Origin of the sequence: Corynebacterium pilbarense (assembly GCF_026930265.1) — a bacterium.
In the GTDB taxonomy this organism is placed as follows: domain Bacteria; phylum Actinomycetota; class Actinomycetes; order Mycobacteriales; family Mycobacteriaceae; genus Corynebacterium; species Corynebacterium pilbarense.
Genome location: NZ_JANRML010000001.1, coordinates 205,605 through 220,283, shown reverse-complemented (window position 1 = coordinate 220,283; position 14,679 = coordinate 205,605). Strand labels below are relative to the sequence as shown.

Here is a 14,679-nt window from a genome sequence, read left to right as displayed (position 1 = left end):
GTTTACGCCTTCTTCGCGTCGTAGGTTTGGGTGCCGCGCAGCCAGGTGCCAACCACGCGGGCGGAAAATTCGATGCCTTCGTACGGGGTGTTGGACGCCTTGGACGCCATCTCATCGCCGTAGGCGGTCCAGGGTGACTGCGGGTCCACCAGCACCAGGTTGGCCGGCTCACCGACGTTGATCGGTCGGCCCTGATCTTCAAGCCTCAGGATCTCAGCCGGACGCTCGCTCATGACCTTGGCCACGAAGCGCCAATCGGCCTCGCCCGTCTCCACGAAGATGCGGTGGACCACGGCAAGCGAAGTCTCCAGGCCGAGCATGCCGGGCTTGGCGTGTTCGAACTCCACGCACTTGTCCTCGGAGCCGTGCGGGGCGTGGTCGGTGGCGACTACGTCGACGGTGCCGTCGAGAAGCGCCTGCTTGAGCGCTTCGGCGTCCCGGGCCTCGCGCAACGGCGGGTTCACGCGGAACAGGCCGTCGTACGTCGCGAGCTTCTCGTCGGTGAGCATGAGGTGGTGCGGGGTGACCTCGGCGGTGACGTCGATGCCCTGGTTCTTGGCAAAGCGCAGAAGCTCCACGGTGCCCTCAGTGGAGGCGTGGCACAGGTGGTAGCGGCCGCCGTAGTCGCGAGTCATGATCGCGTCGCGCGCCACAATGGACTCCTCCGCCACGCGCGGCCAACCGCGCAGGCCCAGACGTGCGGCCTGCTCGCCCTCGTGGGCGACGGAGCCTTCGGTCATGCGGTGGTCCTCGGCGTGCTGCGCGAGGACCACATCGTGCGCCTTGGCGTACTCGATGGCGCGGCGCATCAGCTGCGGGTCGTTGACGCACTTGCCGTCGTCGGAGAACATGCGCACGCCGCTGCGGGACATCAGCCCGATCTCGGTGAGCTGCTCACCCTTCAACCCCTGGGAAATGGAGCCGACCGGGTAAACGTCGCACTTGCCGTACTCCTGGCCCTTGTTCCACACCGCCTCAGCGAGGAACGGCTGGTCGATCACTGGGGAGGTGTTAGCCATGGTGAACACGGCGGTAAACCCGCCCTTCGCCGCGGCGTCGGATCCGGTAGCGATGGTTTCGGTGTCCTCGCGGCCCGGCTCGCGCAGGTGCACGTGCATGTCCACCAGGCCCGGCAGCAAGACGTTGCCGCCGCAGTCCACGACCTCGTCAGCGTCGTCGAAGGGGTTCTCCCCGACCGCGTCGATCACGCCGTCGGTGACATCGATGAGAATGTTGGTCACGTCCTCGCCGTACGGGCGGACGTTGTTCAAAGCGAGCGTGGTCACTTGATGGCTCCTTCCTCAGCGTTGCCCCGCTCGTCAGAGCTGGCCAGCAGGGTAAACAGCACGGCCATGCGGGTGTAGACACCGTTGGAGACCTGGCCCAGCACCACGGCGTTGTCGCGGTCCGCGACGTCGAAGTTGATTTCCATGCCGCGCAGCATCGGTCCCGGGTGCATGATCAGCGCCGAGTCCTTCATGCGGTTCGCGCGGTCCTTGCTCAGCCCGTACAGGGTGGCGTACTCGCGGTGCGACGGGAAGAAACCGCCGTGCATGCGCTCAGCCTGCACGCGCAGCATCATCACCACGTCCGCCTGCTCGACCTCGGCGTCGAAGTCGTGTGAGACGCGCGCCGGCCAGTACTGCACTCCGGTGGGCAGCAGCGTCGGCGGTGCCACCAGCACAACCTCGGCGCCGAGGGTGTGCAGCAGGTCCACGTTGGAGCGCGCCACGCGCGAGTGCAGGATGTCTCCGACGATGAGCACGGTCTTTCCCGCCACGTCGCCGATGTGCTGGCGCATGGTCACCGCGTCCAAAAGTGCCTGGGTGGGGTGCTGGTGCTGGCCGTCGCCAGCGTTGATGATGCTGGTTTCCGGCAGCCACTTGCGCAACAGCGATGATGCGCCCGAGGCCGGGTGGCGCATGATGATCGCGTCTGCACCGATCGCCTCAAGGGTCGCGGCGGTGTCTTTGAGCGACTCGCCCTTCTTCACCGACGACGAGGATGCGGACAGGTTGATCACGTCCGCGCTCATCCATTTGCCCGCGGTCTCAAACGATGACCGGGTGCGGGTGGAGTTTTCGTAAAACAGGGTCATCACCGTGCGGCCCCGCAGGGTGGGCAGCTTCTTAATCTGGCGGCCGTCCAGCGCTTCGCGGAAACGGTCCGCCTCGTCCATCAGGCCGACAATTTCCTCGCGGGACAGATCCGCGATGTCGATCAGGTGCTTCATTTCGTGCCTCCCTCTGCAGGCCTGGCCAGGGTGACCCGGTCCTCGTTGTCGAGCGGCTTCAGCGACACGGTGACGTCCTCGTCCTTCGAGGTCGGAATATTTTTGCCCACGTAGTCGGCGCGGATGGGCAGTTCTCTGTGGCCGCGGTCCACCAGTACCGCCAGCTGAATAACTGCGGGGCGGCCGATGTCGCGCAAAGAATCCAGCGCCGCGCGGATGGTGCGGCCGGAGTACAGCACGTCGTCGACCAGGATCACCACCGCCCCGTCGATATCTACCGGGATATTGGTGGGCCGCAGCGCGCGGTGGGGACGGTTGCGCAAATCATCGCGGTACAGCGTCGTGTCCAGGCTGCCCACGGGGATTTCCACCCCGGAAAATTCTTCAACGGCTACTGCAATTTGCTGCGCCAGCGGCACTCCCCCGGACGGAATTCCCAACAGCAGAACCTGTGGGCTGGTCTCATCGTCCAACGCCGTTTTCTCAATAATCTGATGCGCGATGCGTGCAACAGTGCGGCCGACGTCTTGAGCGTTCAGCAACTCGACGGTCGACCGTTCGTTCTCACTCATCGAACCTCCTTCCCCGCCTCACAGTGCGGAATTTAAAGGATTTCGAACCGACCCCACTTGCCGGGGCCGTGTGTAGTCTTGGGACCGCGTTTCACCTTAGCACCTGCATGCAGAAGCCGGGAAGGATTCCATGGGCATCCGCGCTGAGTACACCCTGCCCTTCGACCGCGACACCGTGTGGCGCTGGCACACCCGCCTGGGCGCCGCCACCCGCCTCACCCCCGGGTTCCTGCCGATGCGGGTGCAAAGCGAAGCGGCGTCGATACGCAATGGCACCACCGTGTTCCGCCTCCCTGCCGGATGCTGCTCCGAAGACCGTGGCCATGACAGGCTCCAGCGGCCTCGTCGGCACCCACCTGCGCGCGCAACTGACCACCGCCGGGCACACCGTGATCCCGCTGGTGCGCGGATCAGCGGGCCTGGGCGAGCGGCATTGGGACATGGACGATCCGGCACCTGACCTGCTGCGCGGCGTCGACGGGGTGATCCACCTCGCGGGCGAGACCATCATGGGCCGGTTCACCGAGGAAAAGAAGCGCAAAATCCGCGACTCGCGTGTGGAACCCACCCGCAAGCTCGCCCGCTTGGCCGCGGACTCCGGCGTGGACGTCTTCGTCGACGCCTCCGCGGTCGGCTACTACGGCACCGATGCAGGCAGCGTGCCTCGCACCGAAGCTGACGGGCCCGGCGAGGGGTTCTTAGCCGAGGTCTGCGAGGCATGGGAAGAGGCGGCCCGCGTCGAGGGGTTGCGCAGCGTGCACATCCGCACCGGGCTGGCGCTTTCCAGCGCGGGCGGATTGCTGCCGGTGCTCAAGGCCAGCGTCAACGCGGGGCTCTCCGCGCGGTTCGGGTGCGGGGATCTTTGGATGAGCTGGGTGGCGTTGGACGACCTCACCGATTTCTACGTGCGCGCGCTAATAGACGACACGGTCTCCGGGCCCGTCAACGCTACCGCCCCGGAACCTGTGACCAACGCCGAGATGTCCTCCACTCTCGCGCGTTTGCTGCGCCGGCCGGACGTGTTTTCCATCCCGACGTTCGGCCCGAAACTGCTACTGGGTGAAGAAGGCGCGCACGAGCTCGCACTGGCCGACCAACGGGTCCTGCCCACTGTGGCCGCCGAGCGCGGCTGGAAGCTGCGCTACCCGACCCTCGACGCCGCCCTGCGCCACGAGTTGGGCCGCGAGCAGCTGCTAGTCTCGCAGGCGTGACTACAGATCAAACCGAAGAGCCCGTCCAGCCGAGCGAGCACCCAGAACGCAACGTGACCGAGAAGGTCACGCCTGAGGCCGTCGCCGCGATCTTCGAGGAGGAAAACCTCGAGTACCGCATCGAAGACCAGGTGGTGCGCTCCGGCTTCATCAACGCCGCCATCGTGGTCGCCATCGACGGCGACCACCTCGTGTTCGAGGCGCTGTGGCGCGGAGAGTTCCCCCGCGAGATGGCGCCGAAAGTGCTCTACGCCTGCAACGAACACAACCAAACGCACTTCGCGCCCACCCTGCGCTTCTTCGAACGCGGCGAGGAGCAGCTGGCCATCAGCGCCATCCGCGCGATGCGTATCGCCGACGGCGCGTCGTTCAACCAGCTTGGCGCCTTCATCGTCAGCTCTATCGACGCCACCTTGCAGGCCTTCGACTTTTTGAAGAACACTTTCCCCACCGTTGTCACCTGGGAGGAGCCGCAGTAATGAGCAACGCAACGCTCGTCACCATCGACCGCGTAATCAAGGCCATGGCCGGCCACGACGTGGAGGTCGCCGACGACCCCTCAGGCCGCGCGGGCCACGCCAACGTCAACGGCTACAACCTTCTTTTCGTGCTGCTGGATTCCGTGCTCATCGTCCGCGCGGACTCCGTCACCGACACACCAGCCGACGACCCGGACGCCACCTTGTACCTGGCGGCGAACCAGGTCAACAGCTCCTACCTGGATGCCCGCGCGCTCGTGGTCAACCGCACCGAGAACCTCGTCGTGCGCACCGAGTCCGAAATCCAGGTAGGCGCAGGGCTTGCGGACGACCAGCTCTCCAACGCGCTCAAGGCCGCCGTCGACGGCGTGCTGGCCACCCAGGACGCGATGCGCGCCCTGGTCAGCGAAATCCAGAAGCAGGCCGAAGCCGCAGGCGTCTCCCCCGCAGACGCCGACACAGACTCCGCCGACTAAGAGTTCTCCAGGCGCTCCAGCTCAACCTCGGGGTCAAAGTCGGCGGCAGGCCACTCGAGGTTGAGCGACTTTAGTGCGTCGAAAAGCAATGCCTTGACCACCGTGCGGCAGTACTTCTTGTTGTCGGACGGGATGCAGTACCACGGCGCGACCTCGGTAGACGTGCGCGTCATGGCGATCTGGTAGGCGGCCATGAACTGGCTCCACAGCTTGCGGTCGTCTATGTCGCTCGCGTTGTACTTCCAGTGCTTGTCCGCCCGCTCGATGCGCTCTTTGAGGTTTTCCGCCTGGAACTCGCGCGAGATGTGGGGCATCACCTTGATGATCTTCGTGCCGTTGGCGGCCAGCTCGTTTTCGAACTCCACGATCGCGCCGTAGCGGCGCTCAATCTCCTCCGGCGGCGCCATTTGCTTCACCCGCTGCACCAGCACGTCCTCGTAGTGCGAACGGTCGAATACCGCGATCTGTCCCGGCTTGGGCAGGTGTGGAGTAAAGCGCCACAAGAAGTCGTGCGCCGCCTCCTCCTCCGTCGGCCGCCCGAAGCCCTGGACGTGCACGCCCTGCAAGTCCATGGTCGCGCCGATAACGTGGCGAACAATACCGCCTTTGCCGGCGGTGTCCATGCCTTGGAGCACCAGCAGAATCGAACCGGCGTTGTCGTTTCCGGCGCGGCCGTTGGCGAAGAGCATCTCCTGCAGCTCGTCCAGGTCGTCGTCGTAGTCGTTGAAGGCGTCGTCCACGTCCGAGACGTCTGGTGTGGCGGCCGGGTCCACATCCGCGAGCTGGAAATCGGGGCCCACGAAAAACTGCTTGGCTTCCTCGATGGTGAGTTTCGACATGTCGTTTCCTTTCGGTGGTGTTCGCCCTGAAAGTCGAGTGAAGGAGGTCGAGAATACCGCGCAATAGGCGCGTACTCGACCTCCTTCGCTCGACCTTTTCTGGATCCTAGGTGCGAGGTTCCTCCGCCGCGGGATCCCCAGCCTCCAAGTCCTCGGTGGACTCGGCGATCTCGTGGGCCGTGGCTGCGTCGGTGTCCTCCGACTGCTCCAGCCCGGGGTCCTCCGAGTGCTCATCGGCGGGGACACTCTCGTCCTCTACCGGGTAGGCGTCTTCCGCCCCCTCGCCGGCGAACGGCGAGTTGGATGCTGCGCGCTGGGCGATGCCGTCGAGCACGACGTTGATGTACGGCGCTGCCTGGGCCCCGGAGTACTCCGCGGCCATCTCCACGCCCTCGGCGATGGACACGGGTGCGTCCACCTCGTCGTTGAAGAGAATCTCCCACGCGGCAACACGCAGAATCTGTCGGTCAACGGCGGGCAGGCGGAACAGCTCCCAGTCCTCGGAGAGGTGGCGCTCGATCGCGTCGTCGAGATCGTCCAGCTTCTCCGCGGCTCCCGCGACAATGTTGCGGGTGTAGTCCGCTACCGGCGCGACGGCGTTGAGCGGGTTCTGCGACAGCTGCGCACGGTCCTCAACGATGGCGACGGGGTCGACGTCGCGGGTTTCCGCCTCAAAAAGAATGTCTACTGCCCGGCGGCGCGCACGGTAGCGCGCGCCGTGTCGTTTGTAATCGGGCATTAGTTGTTCACGCGAGACAGGTACTCGCCGGTGCGGGTGTCCACCTTGACCACGTTGCCGGTCTCCAAAAACAGCGGCACCTGGATCTCGGCACCGGTCTCGAGGGTGGCCGGCTTGGTGCCGCCGGAGGAGCGGTCGCCCTGCAGGCCCGGCTCGGTGTGGTCGATCTTCAGGTCCACAGAGATCGGCAGCTCCGCAAAGAGCGCGTCGCCCTCGTGGAAGGACACCTGCACGCGCATGTTCTCCAGCAGGAAACGGGCTGCATCGCCGAACTTCTCCGCCGGCAGCTCGAACTGCTCGAAGGTCTTGTCGTCCATGACAACGTAGTTGGTGCCGTCGTTGTACAGGTAGGTCATGTCGCGGCGGTCCACGGTCGCGGTCTCCACCTTCACGCCCGCGTTCCAGGTCTTCTCCACGGTCTTGCCCGAAACGACATCCTTGAGCTTGGTGCGCACGAACGCCGGACCCTTACCCGGCTTCACGTGCTGGAATTCGACAATCTGCTGCAGCTTGCCTTCGTTCTTCAGCACCAGGCCGTTCTTAAAATCGGCGGTAGTTGCCATCTTGAGTACCTTCCTCCTGGGAGTATCGGGGCGTGTACAAACACAGCAATGTTACAGCACCGTCAGTTCCTTGGTGTACTCCGTGATCACCTTCGGCGCCGCCGAGGTGATGATGAGGGTGTCCTCGATGCGCACGCCCGCCTTGCCCGGGATGTAGATCCCTGGCTCGATAGTTAACGTCATGCCCTCTTCGAGCACCCCTGTGCCGGTCTTCGCGGCGCTGGGAGCCTCGTGCACATCTAGGCCCACACCGTGGCCGGTGGAGTGCACGAAGTACTCGCCGTAGCCGGCTTCTGCAATCACGTCGCGGCAGGCCTTGTCCACGTCCACAAGCTTTGCCCCCGGCACCGCGGCCTTCACTCCCGCCAGCTGGGCGGCGAGGGTCACCTCGTAGATCTCGCGCTCAAGCTCGCCAATCTGACCGATCGAGAACGTGCGCGTCATGTCCGAGTTGAAGCCGAGTCGGTGCATGCCGAAATCGATGGTGACTAGGTCACCGTCCGCAATGACACGGTCGCCCGCGCTGTGGTGCGGCTTCGCCGAGTTCGGCCCAGAGGCGACGATGGTGTCGAAGCTGACGCGCTCCGCGCCGAGGACCCGCATGCGGTACTCCAGGTCCGCAGCCACCTCCCGCTCGGTGCGGCCAGCGCGGAGCTGACCGGCCTGCAGCAGTCCATCGAGCGCCTCGACCGTCAGCTCCGCCGCCTCCGTCAAGCGTTTGAGCTCCAGGTTGTCTTTGGTTAAGCGGATGTCCTCGATCACCCCGCTGACCGGCACTAGGGTGACGCCCTCGGGGCAGGCCTCGCGCAGCCTTTCCAGCTGGGCTACCGAAACATAGTCGGCCTCGAAACCCACGCGGTGGCCTTCGGCGGCCTTGGACAGCATGGCGACGCCAACGTTGCGCTCAATTGTGGCCTCGATGTCCGGCACCTCTTCGCCAATCTGGGTGGTGTAGCGCCCGTCGGTAGCAATGGCGGCGGTGCGGTCCTTCGACACCAGCATGGCGCCGTTCGAGCCAGAAAAGCCCGAAAGGTAGCGCACATGTGTCAGGTGCGTGACCAGCATGTCGTCGATGCGGCGCTCCGCCAGCTTCGTGGACAGTTTGCGGCGGCGGTCTTCAAATCGGGTGTCTGCCAGTGCCATCAGAGCCTCCTTGCGTAGTAGTCGAGCGCGAGCCGGTAGCCGTCCACCCCCAACCCGGCGATGACGCCTTCGGCGATCGGCGAAAGGTAGGAGTGCACCCTAAACGGCTCGCGTGCGTGCACGTTGGAAATGTGCACCTCGATAAAGCCGTGGTGATCTTTCAGTTCTACCAGCGCGTCACGCAGCGCGACGGAGGTATGGGTAAATCCGCCGGGGTTGATTACCACGGCCCACCCGTTGTCCGCCGCCTCGTGCACCCAGTCGATCAATTCGCCCTCGTGGTTGGACTGGCGGCACTCCACCTCCAAGCCGAGCTCGCCGCCGCGATCAAGCAAACGCTTCTCGACGTCCGCCAGCGTCACCGACCCGTAGATCTCCGGCTGCCGCTTGCCCAGCCTGTTCAAGTTCGGCCCGTTGAGCACCAAAATCTTCATCGTCACTCCGAAATCGCATCAAAGGCGGCACGCATCTCGTCCGCCGTCGCATCCTCGAGCCGGGTGCAAGAGCCCAACCCGTCGAGAACGACGAAGCGGATGCGGCCGTCACGGTTTTTCTTGTCCAACAGCATTGCGTCGTGCAGCTCGTCGAATGCACCCGCCTCGTAGCGGGTGGGAAGACCGGCTGTGGTCAGGATTTCTTCGTGGAGGGCGACCAACGGTGCGTCGATAAGCTTCCTGCCCAATGCCAGGTGAGCCACAAACATCATGCCCACCGCAACCGCGTTGCCGTGCCGCCAAGAGTAGTTTTCGCGGCGCTCGATGGCGTGGCCGAGCGTGTGGCCGTAGTTGAGAATTTCGCGCAGACCGGACTCCTTCAGGTCCTGGCCGACAACGCTCGCCTTCACCGCCACGGAACGCTCCACCAACTCTGGCCAGTGCTTATCGGCACCGTCCTGGTAGAGCTCGAGGATGCGCGGGTCCGCGATAAAGCCAGTTTTGATCAGCTCCGCAGAGCCGGAGACGACCTCCGCTTCCGGGAGGGTGTCGATGCGGGCGAGGTCGATGAAGACGCTGTCTGGCTCGTGGAACGCGCCGACGAGGTTTTTGCCGGCGGAAGTGTTGATTCCGGTCTTGCCGCCGACGGCCGCGTCCACCATGGCCAGCAGCGTGGTGGGCACCTGCACGACCTTGATGCCGCGCATCCACGTCGCCGCGGCGAAGCCTGCGAGATCCGTCACCGCGCCGCCGCCGAGGCCGACCACCACATCCTGGCGGGAAAAACCGCGCTCACCGAGCGTATCCCAGAGATTGGAAAGGACCGCCAGGTCTTTGCCGGCTTCCGCGTCTGGCACGCAGACCGTCACCGGCTGCACTCCGCCGGCATCAAGCGTGCGGGCGAGTTGCACTGCCGCTTCTGCTAGTGGCGCCTGGTGCACGATGAGCGCCCGGCGGGCGCCGATGCGTGCGACACGCTGGGCAGCCTGGTCCACATTGTCGCGCTCTATATGGATGGAGTACGGGTTTTGGCCCGTGACCTCAACTACGGCCATGCGTCTCGCCTTTCTGATGAGTTAGACCACGTTAATCCACGTCGATGAACCCGAGGATTTCCGCCACCACACGCTGGGGCGGGCGTTCGTCCGTGCGCACGCGGAAGCTGGAGACTTCGCGGTACAACGGCTCGCGCTGCTTCATCAGGTCGCGGTACCGCTGCTCCCGGTCGTCGCCGTCAAGCACGGGACGCGACGCGTCCTCAGCAGTACGGCGGATGCCCTCCTCCGCGGTGACGTCTATCCACACAACGGTGTGGCGCTGCAGTAGCGTGCGCACCTGCTCGGAGACAACCGCACCGCCGCCGAGGCTGACTACCCCGCCGGTGGCGAGCGCGCGGGCGACGTAGCCGACCTCAAGCTCGCGGAAAGCTTCCTCGCCCAGCTGCGCGTACACCTCGCCGCAGGCCTTGCCCTCGCCTTGCTCGATCAGCACGTCGGAGTCCACGATGGGCAGGTTCAACGCGCTGGCGATGCGGCGGCCAATGGTGGACTTTCCGGCCCCCGGCATGCCAACCAGCACGACCCGCGGTGCGGCGTTCACCATCGTCGGCGCCGCAGCGACAAGTTCGGTCGCGCTAGGCGCGTCCTCCTCGTCAAACGGCGTCGACCCCTTCTCGCTTTCCGCAGGTTCCGGGGCAAGTTCATCCACCAAGTCGTTCACGATATCTACCGGGGCTCCCCCGGCCTGGGTGGTCATGCCATGTCCTCCTCTTGGGCAAACGTGAGCCGGTCCGCAGCGTACGCGCGGTAGGCCTCCACGTTGCGCCGCACCTCGTCCACAGTATCGCCACCGAACTTCTCGGACACGGCTTGCGCCAAAACCAACGCGACCATCGCCTCGGCGACCACACCGCCAGCGGGCACCGCGCACACATCCGAGCGCTGGTGGATGCCGGTCGCGGCCTCGCCGGTGGACATATCGACGGTCTGCAGCGCGCGCGGAACCGTCGAGATCGGTTTCATCGCCGCACGCAGACGCAACTGCTCGCCGTTGGTCATGCCTCCCTCGAGGCCGCCTGCGCGGTTAGTGGAGCGTTCGATGCCGTCGGCGCCCCGCACCATCTCGTCGTGCGCCTGGGAGCCACGGCGGCGCGCTTCCTCAAAACCGTCGCCGACCTCGACGCCCTTCACCGACTGGATCCCCATCAGCGCGCCAGCCAGGCGCGCGTCCAGGCGACGCTCGCCGGAGACATGCGAGCCCAGGCCGACGGGCAGCCCGTCCACGATCACCTCGACAATGCCGCCGAGGGTGTCGCCGTCCTTCTTCGCCGCCTCGATGCGGGCCACCATGTCCGCTTCCGCGTTCTTGTCGTAGGCGCGCACCGGGGAGGCGTCGATAGCCTCGATGTCTTTGAAACTCGGGTGCGGGCCCGCGTACGGTGCGGACTCGCCGATGGAGATCACGTGCGAGAACACCTCGACACCCAACGTTTCGCGCAGGAAGCTGCGGGCCACCGTCGCCGCAGCCACACGCGCGGCAGTCTCGCGCGCAGACGAGCGTTCGAGCACCGGACGCGCGGAGTCAAAGCCGTACTTAATCATGCCGGCAAAGTCCGCGTGGCCCGGGCGCGGGCGGGTCAGCGACGCTCCGCGCCCGGACGCCATCGCTTTCGCCACATCAGGGTCCTGCATGTCCACGGGCTCCGCCGACATGATCGTGGTCCACTTCGGCCACTCCGTGTTGCCGATCTGGATGGCAATGGGGCTGCCGATTGAAGTGCCGTGCACCACTCCGGTGAGGAGGGTGAGCTCATCGGCTTCAAACTTCATGCGCGCGCCACGCCCATAGCCGAGGCGGCGTCGCGCCAATTGATGGGCAATCTCGTCTTTGCGCACCGGCAGACCCGCCGGCGCATTTTCCACCAGCGCAATGAGGGCTTGGCCGTGCGACTCACCGGCCGTTGTCCAACGAAGCATGGCGACATTCTTGCACAAGCACTGCGCGCATCTGCCTTCAAACCCCCGAATACATACACAAAAAAGGAAACAGCACCCACAGCGCGCAGAGCATCGACGGGCCATGCGGCACAGAACGTTTCCGAAACACCACCGCCACTCCTACGGTGAAGAGACCTGATAGCCCAAACCCGGCAACGACTCCAAGGGGCCCACCGACCGCCGCGCAAGCCACGCCGAGCGGGACTGCGAGCTTGATGTCTCCCCCACCGATGCCCCGGCCCACCAGCAGATACCACCCCGGCCACAGCAGCCCCCACGCCAGGGACGGTTCCCACAAGCAGGCGGCCAAAGCTGCGACCATGGGCGGCCCCGTCAGCGCATCCGGCAGCCTGCGCTCGCGGATGTCAAAGACACACAGCAGCGCCGACCATGCAAGAAAAACTGCCCCTGCCGCATAGGCGGCGAATCCCCCAATCCCCACGCCGGTGAGGTTAGTGGGTCTGCTCCCAGTGGCGCAACAGCGCCTCACGCATCTCCGCCCGTGGAGCAGCAATGCCAGTGAACTGCTCGAACTGGGCGTACGACTGCCCCGCCAGCATGGACAGCCCACCCACCACCGGGTAGCCGTTCGAGGCGGCGCTCACGGCCAACGACGTCGGCCACGGGTTGTAAATCACGTCGAACACCGGAGCATGCCCAAGTGCCTTGGCATGTTGTTCCAGTGCATCCGCGGGAACGGTGGAGGCGACAACGTCCGCTTCCAAAGCAGCCGCTTCAAGGTCGGCGTCGAAGGTGCAGAAGGACACGTCCATGCCCTGTGCCAGTTCCACGTGCTCCGCTGCGCGGTCCGAGCGGTTGACCACGGTCACCTGCTCGCATCCGATCTCGCGCAACGCCCACATCACGGCTCGAGCTGTACCGCCCGCACCGACCAGAACTGCGCGCTTTGCCGGGGTCGTCTCTCCCAGCAGCTCCTGCAGCGCCACCAGGGCACCTTCGCAATCGGTGTTGTCGGCGCGCCAGCCGCCGTCGATACGCGTGAGCGTGTTCGCGGAACCAATCTGCTGCGCACGCTCGGTGACCTCGTCCGCGAAGTCCAGCGCCGCGAACTTACATGGCATGGTCACCGAGAAACCGCGGAACGTCTCGTCCGCCTCCCCCACAATGCCTGGCAGGTCGTCCGCTTCGCAGAGGATGCGGGTGTACTCCCAGCCGTCCAAGCCCAACGCCTGATACCCGGCGCTGTGCAGCACCGGGGAGAGCGAGTGCTCGATCGGCGAGCCGAGGACCGCGGCGCGGTGCGTGGCTTCCATGGGTTAGCGCTGCGAATCCAGCACGCCAGAATCCACCGCACGCTGGGTGTCGTCAAGGTGCTGCTCGAACGTGTCGTTGAAAATGGTCGTGCCGTCCTTGTCCACGGTGACGAAGAACAGCCAGTTGCCTTCGGCCGGGTGCTCCATCGCCTCGATGGCCTCGATGGACGGAGAAGCAATCGGGGTCTGCGGCAGGCCGTCCATGGCGTAGGTGTTCCACGGGGTGACCCGTCCGCGGTCCTCGTCGGTGGTGGCAACCTCAACGGAAGGCAGGCCGTAGTTCACCGTCGAGTCGAATTCCAGGCGCATCGGCTCGTCCAGACGGTTCAGGATCACTCGGGCGACCTTGTCGAACTCGCCAGCCGGAGCCTCGCGCTCGACCAAGGACGCTGCCGTGAGCAGCTCGTACGGGGTCAGGCCAATCGCCTTGGCACGGCCGACAATGTCGGTGGACTCGTACTGCTTGGCAGAGCGCGTGATCAGATCGGTGAGGATCTCCTCGGCGCTCGCGTGCGGGTCGATGATGTACTCGCCCGGGGCGATGAGGCCTTCGAGCCGCTTCGCGTCGCCAGCCCGGCCGGCAACGGTCTCGCGGGCCCATTCAGGAACACCAAGGGCCTCTGGATCCGCTTCCGCGGCAACCTTGTTCAGCTCTTCCAGTTTCACGCAGTCCGGCCCCGGTTCCTCGCCGCAGGCGGACTGCTGAATCATGGTCAAAATTCCGAAGCGCTTCTGTCCGCCGAGGATATTGATGTCCATCAAGGTGGCCCCGCCGTAGACCTGCAACGGAGTAATGCGCTGCTGCGGATCCAAAAGCGCGTCCACCGCGGAGTCGGCGCTCATCTCTCCCTGCAGGCGGTAGAAGCCCGGCTGGATATTGTCGGCGTTCGCGTTGTTTGCCGCGGCAGTTTGGAACGCGTTGTCGGAGGCGACAATGCCGCGTTCCTCCAGCTCGGGGCCAAGCGCGGAAAGGCTTGCGCCTTCCTTGATCTGCACTACCTGCTCTTCGCCGTTGCCTGTGCCCTCGAAGTCGGACACGTTGTTGCCGCGGGCGATGGCAATCCAGGCGATCAGGCCGATGATCAGCAGGAGCGAAGTAACCAGCACCGCGGTGCTTCGTGTGCGCCGCATGGCGGCTTGTCGTGGGGTCACGGTTAATTCTCCTTGAGGTAGTTTTTACGGCCGTCCAGCCATGATTGCAGAATCTCTACCGCCGCCGCTTGGTCGATCACGGCGCGCGCGTCCTTTTCCCGCACACCGGAGGCACGCAGCGCCTGGGTGGCGGCGACCGTGGTCAGCCGCTCGTCCGCCATCTTCACAGGCACGTCGCTGCGGCGCTTGATGCGGAAGGCTATTTCCTTTGCGTGCTTGACGCTCTTAGAGCCGTCGCCGTTGAGGTTCGACGGCAGGCCGACGACAACTTCCACGGCTTCAAACTCGTCGATAAGCTCAAGCAAACGCTCGATGTCCTCGCCGTCGCGGTCTTTGAATCCGGTGACCCGGCGAACCGTTTCCACCGGGGTGGCAAGCGTCGCGTCCTGGTCGGAGGAGGCCACACCGATGCGGACGGTGCCCACATCAATGCCGATGCGGCGCCCTTTCCCCGGGTCGTTGAGCCCCGGGGTGTCTGGCTGCACCTTCATCCGTGTGTCCTTTCCACCTTCGGCGCCTACGGGAACAGGCCGGTTAACGGCTGGGCGGTCAACTGGCCTCGGTTAAA

General features: G+C 65.2%; 17 protein-coding genes and 1 pseudogene. 3 read left to right on the top strand and 15 right to left on the bottom strand.

The features are described from left to right. Nucleotides 1–2: 2 nt before the first annotated feature. From NUW87_RS01080 to pyrR, 3 genes are read right to left on the bottom strand one after another with little or no spacing between them, the layout of a single operon-like run. Nucleotides 3–1,286, bottom strand: coding sequence for a dihydroorotase (locus NUW87_RS01080; RefSeq protein WP_269026889.1), 1,284 nt, complete (start codon nucleotides 1,284–1,286; stop codon nucleotides 3–5). Beyond that, on the bottom strand, nucleotides 1,283–2,233 hold the full coding sequence (locus NUW87_RS01075) for an aspartate carbamoyltransferase catalytic subunit (protein ID WP_269026888.1): 951 nt from the start codon (nucleotides 2,231–2,233) through the stop codon (nucleotides 1,283–1,285). The genes NUW87_RS01080 and NUW87_RS01075 overlap by 4 nt, the downstream gene beginning before the upstream one ends. Further along, a complete protein-coding gene (gene pyrR, locus NUW87_RS01070; protein WP_269026887.1) occupies nucleotides 2,230–2,805 on the bottom strand; it encodes a bifunctional pyr operon transcriptional regulator/uracil phosphoribosyltransferase PyrR in 576 nt (191 codons plus the stop codon). Before pyrR ends, NUW87_RS01075 begins: the two co-directional genes overlap by 4 nt. Before the next feature lie 130 nt (nucleotides 2,806–2,935). On the opposite strand from pyrR, the pseudogene NUW87_RS01065 reads away from it, so the two are divergent. From NUW87_RS01065 to NUW87_RS01055, 3 genes and pseudogenes are all read left to right on the top strand, one after another. Beyond that, nucleotides 2,936–4,016, top strand: a pseudogene (locus NUW87_RS01065) (TIGR01777 family oxidoreductase). Further along, the gene (locus NUW87_RS01060; RefSeq protein ID WP_269026886.1) at nucleotides 4,013–4,495 is read left to right on the top strand and encodes a YbjN domain-containing protein; all 483 of its coding nucleotides are present in this window, start codon (nucleotides 4,013–4,015) and stop codon (nucleotides 4,493–4,495) included. Before NUW87_RS01065 ends, NUW87_RS01060 begins: the two are co-directional and overlap by 4 nt. Then, nucleotides 4,495–4,971, top strand: a complete 477-nt coding sequence (locus NUW87_RS01055) for a YbjN domain-containing protein (protein WP_239218184.1) — start codon at nucleotides 4,495–4,497, stop codon at nucleotides 4,969–4,971. The genes NUW87_RS01060 and NUW87_RS01055 overlap by 1 nt, the downstream gene beginning before the upstream one ends. Here the strand turns inward: NUW87_RS01055 and NUW87_RS01050 are convergent. The 12 genes from NUW87_RS01050 to ruvX all read right to left on the bottom strand — a co-directional run bounded on the left by NUW87_RS01050 (nucleotide 4,968) and on the right by ruvX (nucleotide 14,602). Next, complete coding sequence (locus NUW87_RS01050; RefSeq protein ID WP_239218186.1) at nucleotides 4,968–5,810, bottom strand: PPK2 family polyphosphate kinase; 843 nt, start codon at nucleotides 5,808–5,810, stop codon at nucleotides 4,968–4,970. The genes NUW87_RS01055 and NUW87_RS01050 overlap by 4 nt on opposite strands. Nucleotides 5,811–5,916: 106 nt before the next feature. Next, nucleotides 5,917–6,549 carry a transcription antitermination factor NusB gene (gene nusB / locus NUW87_RS01045; protein ID WP_269026885.1) on the bottom strand — a complete coding sequence of 211 codons (633 nt, stop codon included), beginning with the start codon at nucleotides 6,547–6,549 and terminating at the stop codon, nucleotides 5,917–5,919. Continuing rightward, entirely contained in the window at nucleotides 6,549–7,112 is a 564-nt protein-coding gene (gene efp / locus NUW87_RS01040; RefSeq protein WP_239218191.1) for an elongation factor P, read from the bottom strand. The genes nusB and efp overlap by 1 nt, the downstream gene beginning before the upstream one ends. 51 nt (nucleotides 7,113–7,163) lie before the next feature. Beyond that, nucleotides 7,164–8,255, bottom strand: coding sequence for an aminopeptidase P family protein (locus tag NUW87_RS01035; RefSeq protein ID WP_239218193.1), 1,092 nt, complete (start codon nucleotides 8,253–8,255; stop codon nucleotides 7,164–7,166). Further along, on the bottom strand, nucleotides 8,255–8,689 hold the full coding sequence (gene aroQ, locus NUW87_RS01030; protein WP_239218195.1) for a type II 3-dehydroquinate dehydratase: 435 nt from the start codon (nucleotides 8,687–8,689) through the stop codon (nucleotides 8,255–8,257). The genes NUW87_RS01035 and aroQ overlap by 1 nt, the downstream gene beginning before the upstream one ends. A 2-nt stretch (nucleotides 8,690–8,691) precedes the next feature. Further along, entirely contained in the window at nucleotides 8,692–9,744 is a 1,053-nt protein-coding gene (gene aroB / locus NUW87_RS01025; protein WP_239218197.1) for a 3-dehydroquinate synthase, read from the bottom strand. 31 nt (nucleotides 9,745–9,775) lie between these two features. Next, nucleotides 9,776–10,291: a shikimate kinase gene (locus tag NUW87_RS01020; RefSeq protein ID WP_269027017.1), complete on the bottom strand. Its 516-nt coding sequence runs from the start codon at nucleotides 10,289–10,291 to the stop codon at nucleotides 9,776–9,778. Between the two features lie 149 nt (nucleotides 10,292–10,440). Further along, on the bottom strand, nucleotides 10,441–11,664 hold the full coding sequence (gene aroC, locus NUW87_RS01015; protein WP_269026884.1) for a chorismate synthase: 1,224 nt from the start codon (nucleotides 11,662–11,664) through the stop codon (nucleotides 10,441–10,443). 37 nt (nucleotides 11,665–11,701) lie between these two features. Further along, nucleotides 11,702–12,127, bottom strand: a complete 426-nt coding sequence (locus NUW87_RS01010) for a prepilin peptidase (protein WP_269026883.1) — start codon at nucleotides 12,125–12,127, stop codon at nucleotides 11,702–11,704. 10 nt (nucleotides 12,128–12,137) lie between these two features. Beyond that, nucleotides 12,138–12,959 (bottom strand): shikimate dehydrogenase, encoded by an 822-nt coding sequence (locus NUW87_RS01005; RefSeq protein ID WP_269026882.1) that lies wholly within the window; start codon nucleotides 12,957–12,959, stop codon nucleotides 12,138–12,140. A 3-nt stretch (nucleotides 12,960–12,962) separates the two neighbouring features. Continuing rightward, nucleotides 12,963–14,090: an endolytic transglycosylase MltG gene (locus NUW87_RS01000; protein WP_269027016.1), complete on the bottom strand. Its 1,128-nt coding sequence runs from the start codon at nucleotides 14,088–14,090 to the stop codon at nucleotides 12,963–12,965. Between the two features lie 23 nt (nucleotides 14,091–14,113). Beyond that, nucleotides 14,114–14,602, bottom strand: coding sequence for a Holliday junction resolvase RuvX (gene ruvX, locus NUW87_RS00995; protein WP_126857187.1), 489 nt, complete (start codon nucleotides 14,600–14,602; stop codon nucleotides 14,114–14,116). Nucleotides 14,603–14,679: the final 77 nt, after the last annotated feature.

What these genes read in the sequence shown, in the direction of transcription:
- aroQ (WP_239218195.1), bottom strand. Translation starts at nt 8,689, where the DNA reads ATGAAGATTTTGGTGCTCAACGGGCCGAACTTGAACAGGCTGGGCAAG.
- nusB (WP_269026885.1), bottom strand. Translation starts at nt 6,549, where the DNA reads ATGCCCGATTACAAACGACACGGCGCGCGCTACCGTGCGCGCCGCCGG.
- NUW87_RS01050 (WP_239218186.1), bottom strand. Translation starts at nt 5,810, where the DNA reads ATGTCGAAACTCACCATCGAGGAAGCCAAGCAGTTTTTCGTGGGCCCC.
- NUW87_RS01000 (WP_269027016.1), bottom strand. Translation starts at nt 14,090, where the DNA reads ATGCGGCGCACACGAAGCACCGCGGTGCTGGTTACTTCGCTCCTGCTG.
- NUW87_RS01005 (WP_269026882.1), bottom strand. Translation starts at nt 12,959, where the DNA reads ATGGAAGCCACGCACCGCGCCGCGGTCCTCGGCTCGCCGATCGAGCAC.
- NUW87_RS01075 (WP_269026888.1), bottom strand. Translation starts at nt 2,233, where the DNA reads ATGAAGCACCTGATCGACATCGCGGATCTGTCCCGCGAGGAAATTGTC.
- NUW87_RS01020 (WP_269027017.1), bottom strand. Translation starts at nt 10,291, where the DNA reads ATGGTGAACGCCGCACCGCGGGTCGTGCTGGTTGGCATGCCGGGGGCC.
- efp (WP_239218191.1), bottom strand. Translation starts at nt 7,112, where the DNA reads ATGGCAACTACCGCCGATTTTAAGAACGGCCTGGTGCTGAAGAACGAA.
- aroC (WP_269026884.1), bottom strand. Translation starts at nt 11,664, where the DNA reads ATGCTTCGTTGGACAACGGCCGGTGAGTCGCACGGCCAAGCCCTCATT.
- ruvX (WP_126857187.1), bottom strand. Translation starts at nt 14,602, where the DNA reads ATGAAGGTGCAGCCAGACACCCCGGGGCTCAACGACCCGGGGAAAGGG.
- pyrR (WP_269026887.1), bottom strand. Translation starts at nt 2,805, where the DNA reads ATGAGTGAGAACGAACGGTCGACCGTCGAGTTGCTGAACGCTCAAGAC.
- NUW87_RS01035 (WP_239218193.1), bottom strand. Translation starts at nt 8,255, where the DNA reads ATGGCACTGGCAGACACCCGATTTGAAGACCGCCGCCGCAAACTGTCC.
- NUW87_RS01055 (WP_239218184.1), top strand. Translation starts at nt 4,495, where the DNA reads ATGAGCAACGCAACGCTCGTCACCATCGACCGCGTAATCAAGGCCATG.
- aroB (WP_239218197.1), bottom strand. Translation starts at nt 9,744, where the DNA reads ATGGCCGTAGTTGAGGTCACGGGCCAAAACCCGTACTCCATCCATATA.